A 4,744-nucleotide genomic window follows, 5' to 3' on the forward strand; every position below is an offset into this window, starting at 1 on the left:
GGGAAATGTGTCCCCCCTGCCCCCCCCCCCCCCCGGCTCCGCCCTCCCGTCCCCCCTTCTTCTCTCCCCTCCCGCCCCCCCCCCCCCCCCCCCCCCCCGAGCCGGACGAAAGGCCCTGGCGCAGCGCCGGGTGGTCCGCGACCACCGTGCAGGAGCCGGGGGCGATCTCGGTGTAGCCCGCGTCGCGGACCGTGGGCAGGCCGCCGGCGGTCAGGTCCCTCCAGCGGGACGGGTCCGCGGTGCGGACGGCGAGGGGGAAGCCGGCGGCGTGCCAGGCCGCGCGTTCCTCGCCGGACAGTTCCCACCAGGCCAGCTGGGCGCCGTGGCCCGCCTGGGCCATGGCCTTGCCGGCCGACATGTCCAGGCCGGGGTTGAGCCAGAGGACGGGGACGGCCGGGTCCGCCGGGGGCGGGGCCTGGGGGTCGTCGAGGTCGGTGCCGGAGACCTGGAGGCGGGCGAGGTCCTTGGGCCAGCCGTCCAGGGGGACCGGCGGGAAGACGCGGACCTCGGCCGACCCGCCGGTGACCGTGATGCCCGGCAGGGTCTGGGCGCGGCGCCACTCCGCGCCGCGCGCCCGGCGCACCACCTTGCGGATCCGGGCGTCCTGCCAGGCGCGCACCGCCCGCGCCCACGCGCCCTCGCCCACCGAGCGCTCGTCGGTCAGCATCACCAGGACCGCGCGGGCCGCCGTCTCCAGGGCGTCCGTGCGGGGCGGGGGCGCCGCCCGCTCGATGCGGACCACCAGGGGCAGGACGAACTGGGGCGCCGTGTCGCGGGCACCGGGGTCGGGCCGGAAGGGGCTGTCGGCGACAGGCGTCTGATCAGTGCTCACGGGTCCAGTCTGCCAACCGTCCGCGCACCGCCGTCAGCCCGAGCAGGAGGTGCGCTCGGCCTCGCGCCACTCACAGGCCGGGCACAGGGTGACGCCCCGGTACGACTCCGGGTACTCCGTCGGCTCCCGGCACAGCACGCACTCCGCGTACGGCGGCCCGTCGGCCTTCGGCGGCCTGGTCGCGTCGATCAGGCAGTAGTCGTCGTCGCTCATGCCTCCAGCGTAGGACGCTCAGCCCCGTCCGCCCGCCGTCGCGATCAGCTCGGAGACCTTCACGAAGCGGTAGCCCCGGCGGCGCAGCTCCGGGACGACCCCGCGGACCGCCCGCTCGGTCGCCGGGGCCGCGCTGCGCGTGCAGTGCAGGACGACCACCGAGCCCGGCCGCACCCCGTCCAGCACCTGCCGGGCCACCGCCTCCGCGTCCGTGGCGAACGCGTCGCCGCCGACCACGTCCCACTGCACCGCCGTGACGCCCGTCGGGGCCAGCGCCCTGAGCGCCGCCCGGTCGTAGCAGCCGCCGGGGAAGCGGAAGTACGGCATCGGATCCGCCACCCCGACCTGGCGGAAGGCGGTGTACGCCCGTTCCACGTCCGCCCGCATCCGGTCCCGGGAGACGGTCGGCAGGCCGTAGCAGTCGCCGGTGAAGGCGTAGTGGCTGTAGGAGTGGTTGGCGACCTCGAACAGCGGGTCCCGGCCGATGGAGCGGGCCTGGTCCGGGTACTCCTCGGCCCATCGCCCCGTCATGAACACGGTGGCCGGGACCTTCAGCGCGCGCAGGGTGGCGATCAGCCGCGGGTGGTCGAAGCGCTCGCCCGCCGCCGCCCTCGGGCCCTGGTCGGCGGTCATGTCGGCGTCGAAGGTGAGGGCCACCGTCCGGTCGTCGGTGCGCGGGCCGTTGCGGAACACCGGGACCAGGCCCGAAGGACCCGGAGCGAGGGTGGGGGGCGACGAGGGCGCGGCGGGGGAGGCCGGGACGGCCGGGACCGGGGGCGCGGGCCGGGACCGCTGCTGAGGGGGGTGGGCGGTGGCGCAGGCGGCGAGCGCGGCCCCCAGGGCGCAGAGCGCGGCGACGCGACATACGGATGTGATCATCGTATGAAGGTAGGAGGCGCTCCGTTCCCCTCGCCGCGTCGTGTGCCGTGCCCCGGGGCGGTGTCACCCGGCCGGGGCACGGCGCGCGGGACGCCCGAGGCGTCCCGCGCGGGCGCCTCGCTCAGATGTCCCGCCGTTCCAGCGGCTTGGTCGCCGGTCCCTGGACGACCTTGCCGTCGATGTCGAAGCGGGAGCCGTGGCAGGGGCACTCCCAGGCGCGTTCCGCGGAGTTGAAGCTGACCAGGCAGCCCAGGTGGGTGCAGCGGGCGGAGACCGCGTGCAGGGCGCCCTCCTCGTCGCGGTAGACCGCGAGGCGGCCGCCGTCGGCGCGGACCACGGCGCCCTCGCCCGGGGGCAGGGACTCCACCGGAGGGGAGGGGCGCAGCCGGTCGCCGACGAAGTGCCGGGCGACCTCGGCCTGGGTCTTGAGGAAGGACGGCGCCTCGCGCACGGCCGGGGTCAGCCGGCGCGGGTCGTACAGCCCGCTCCACGCGCGCTCCTCGCCGGTGATCTGCGCGGTGAGCAGCAGGGCCGCCGTCATCCCGCCGCTCATGCCCCAGCCGCCGAAGCCGGTCGCGACGTAGGCGTGCCGGGCGCCGTGGTGCAGCGGGCCGACCAGCGGCACGGTGTCGGTGGGGCTGTTGTCCTGGGTGGCCCAGCGGTGGGTGAGCTCCACGTCGGGGAAGTGCTCGCGGGTCCAGGCGGTCAGGCGGTCGAAGCGGGCCCGGGTGTCGCCCGTGCCCGGGGTGAAGTGCTCCCCGGTGACCACCAGCAGGCGCCGGGTGCCGTCCTCGCCGTAGGGGGCGGTGCGCACCGAGCGGGTGTTCTCGTCGGGGGTGATGTACATCCCGTCCGGGTCCTGGTCGGCGGGGAGGAGGCCGGCGACGACCAGTTCGCGGTGCGGGGAGAGGCGGGTGAACAGCAGGGCCCGGTCGAAGATCGGGTAATGGGTGGCGACCACGACGTCCCGGGCGGTCACCGTGGCCCCGGCGGCGGTGGACAGGCGGCAGGGCTCGCCCTCCTCCAGGCCGAGGACGGTGGTGTCCTCGTGGATGAGCCCGCCGCGCGCCACCAGGTCGTCGGCGAGGGCCAGCAGGTACTTGCGCGGATGGAACTGCGCCTGCCCGGTCACCCGGACCGCGCCCGCCACCGGGAACGGCAGTCCGGTCTCCGTCACGAACGAGGCCGGCAGCCCCGCCTCCCGGGCGGCCTCCGCCTCCGCGCGCACCTCCTCCACCCGGCTGGCGTCGCGGACGAAGGTGTACGCGCTGCGGCGCTCCCAGTCGCAGTCGACGCCGAGCTCCGTCGCGACCTCGGCGAGGTGCTCGATCGCCTCCGACTGCGAGCGGGCGTAGAGCCGCGCGCCCTCGCTGCCGCGGGTGCGGCGCAGCTTGTCGTAGACCAGGGAGTGCAGGGCGGTGATCTTGGCGGTCGTGTGTCCGGTGACGCCGGCCGCGATCCGCCCGGACTCCAGCACCGCGACGCGCCTCCCGGCCCGCGTCAGTTCCCACGCGGTGCACAGCCCGGCGATTCCGCCGCCGATCACGGCCACGTCCACATCGAGGTCGTCGGTCAGCGGGGCGTGGCGGCCGCCCGGTGCGGTCTGGAGCCAGTACGAGCCGCTGACCTGCTGATTCTCCGTCATGAGCGCCGAGTACCCCGGTGTGCCGGGTTCAGTGGCCCCAGGGACCCCGTGGGGGGAGCGAGTCCGCTTCCGTTTGCGCGCGGGGGCGGACGGGATGAGCGTACAACCACATGGTTGTAGATGGGGCGGCCGCCGGATCCGGTGGGACCGACGACACCGTGGACCGGCTGTTCCACGCCCTGGCCGACGCGACGCGCCGCGACATGCTCCGCCGCTGTGCGCGGGGTGAGCTGTCCGTGTCACGCCTGGCCGCGGCGTACCCGATGAGCTTCGCCGCGGTGCAGAAGCACGTCGCGGTGCTGGAGCGGGCCGGTCTGGTCACCAAGCGGCGGCGCGGACGGGAGCGGCTCGTGCGCACCGATCCCGGCGCGGTGGGACGTGCGCGGCAGGCCCTCGACGAACTGGAGTCGGCCTGGCGGGCACGGGTGGACCGGATGTCCGGCCTGCTCCCGGACACCGCCGCGGCCGGCCCCGGCGGCGGCGCGGCGACGCGCACGACGGACACGGCGGAGGCGGTGGAGGCGGCGGGGGAAACGGACACCACGGGTACGACGGACACGACGAAAGGACCGGACGGATGACTGTCACCGGCGTGGACAAGGACGTCGACCGGCTCACCCTCACCCTGACCGCCGACTTCACCGCACCGGTCGAACGGGTGTGGCGGCTGTGGGCCGACCCGCGGCTGCTGGAGCGCTGGTGGGGACCCCCCGGCTACCCGGCGACCTTCGAGGAGCACGACCTGACGCCCGGCGGGGAGGTCAGGTACTTCATGACCGGCCCGGAGGGCGAGAAGTACGGCGGCTGGTGGCGGATCACCTCGGTGGCGCCGCCGGCCTCCCTGGAGTTCACCGACGGCTTCTGCGACCAGGACGGCAGGCCGGACCCCGAGATGCCGACCACCACGGTGCGGATGACCCTCACCGAGCGCGACGGCGGCACCCGGATGGAGCTGCGCTCGGCCTTCGACAGCCGGGAGCAGATGGACCGGCTGGCCGAGATGGGCATGGTCGAGGGGCTGAGGGCGTCGGTCGGGCAGATGGACGGCGTCCTGGCGGGCTGAACCCCGCGGTGGGGGGGGGGGGGGGGGGGGGGGGGGGGGGGGGGGGGGGGGGGGGGGGGGGGGGGAGGGGGGGGGAGGGGGGGGGGGGGGGAAGACGGGATGGGGGGGGGGA

The 4,744-nt window shown here is 76.0% G+C and carries 5 protein-coding genes and 1 pseudogene; 2 read left to right on the forward strand and 4 right to left on the reverse strand.

What is annotated here, in order from left to right; all coding sequences use genetic code 11:
* Positions 1–118 precede the first annotated feature (118 nt).
* The 4 genes and pseudogenes from ACZ56B_RS16935 to ACZ56B_RS16950 form a co-directional block, all read right to left on the reverse strand.
* Positions 119–832 (reverse strand): annotated as a pseudogene (locus ACZ56B_RS16935) (peptidyl-tRNA hydrolase); the annotation flags it as partial.
* A gap of 33 nt (positions 833–865) precedes the next feature.
* Positions 866–1,045 (reverse strand): hypothetical protein, encoded by a 180-nt coding sequence (locus ACZ56B_RS16940; RefSeq protein WP_468790554.1) that lies wholly within the window; start codon positions 1,043–1,045, stop codon positions 866–868.
* Positions 1,046–1,063: 18 nt separating this feature from the next.
* The gene (locus ACZ56B_RS16945) at positions 1,064–1,924 is read right to left on the reverse strand and encodes a polysaccharide deacetylase family protein (protein WP_468790555.1); all 861 of its coding nucleotides are present in this window, start codon (positions 1,922–1,924) and stop codon (positions 1,064–1,066) included.
* Positions 1,925–2,045: 121 nt separating this feature from the next.
* Entirely contained in the window at positions 2,046–3,569 is a 1,524-nt protein-coding gene (locus ACZ56B_RS16950; protein ID WP_468790556.1) for an FAD-dependent oxidoreductase, read from the reverse strand.
* Between the two features lie 110 nt (positions 3,570–3,679).
* On the opposite strand from ACZ56B_RS16950, the gene ACZ56B_RS16955 reads away from it, so the two are divergent.
* Positions 3,680–4,150 carry an ArsR/SmtB family transcription factor gene (locus ACZ56B_RS16955; protein ID WP_468790557.1) on the forward strand — a complete coding sequence of 157 codons (471 nt, stop codon included), beginning with the start codon at positions 3,680–3,682 and terminating at the stop codon, positions 4,148–4,150.
* The gene (locus tag ACZ56B_RS16960) at positions 4,147–4,632 is read left to right on the forward strand and encodes an SRPBCC family protein (protein ID WP_468790558.1); all 486 of its coding nucleotides are present in this window, start codon (positions 4,147–4,149) and stop codon (positions 4,630–4,632) included. The genes ACZ56B_RS16955 and ACZ56B_RS16960 overlap by 4 nt, the downstream gene beginning before the upstream one ends.
* The last annotated feature ends 112 nt before the right edge of the window (positions 4,633–4,744 follow it).

The sequence above is a fragment of the Streptomyces sp. NPDC034670 genome (genome assembly GCF_055574875.1).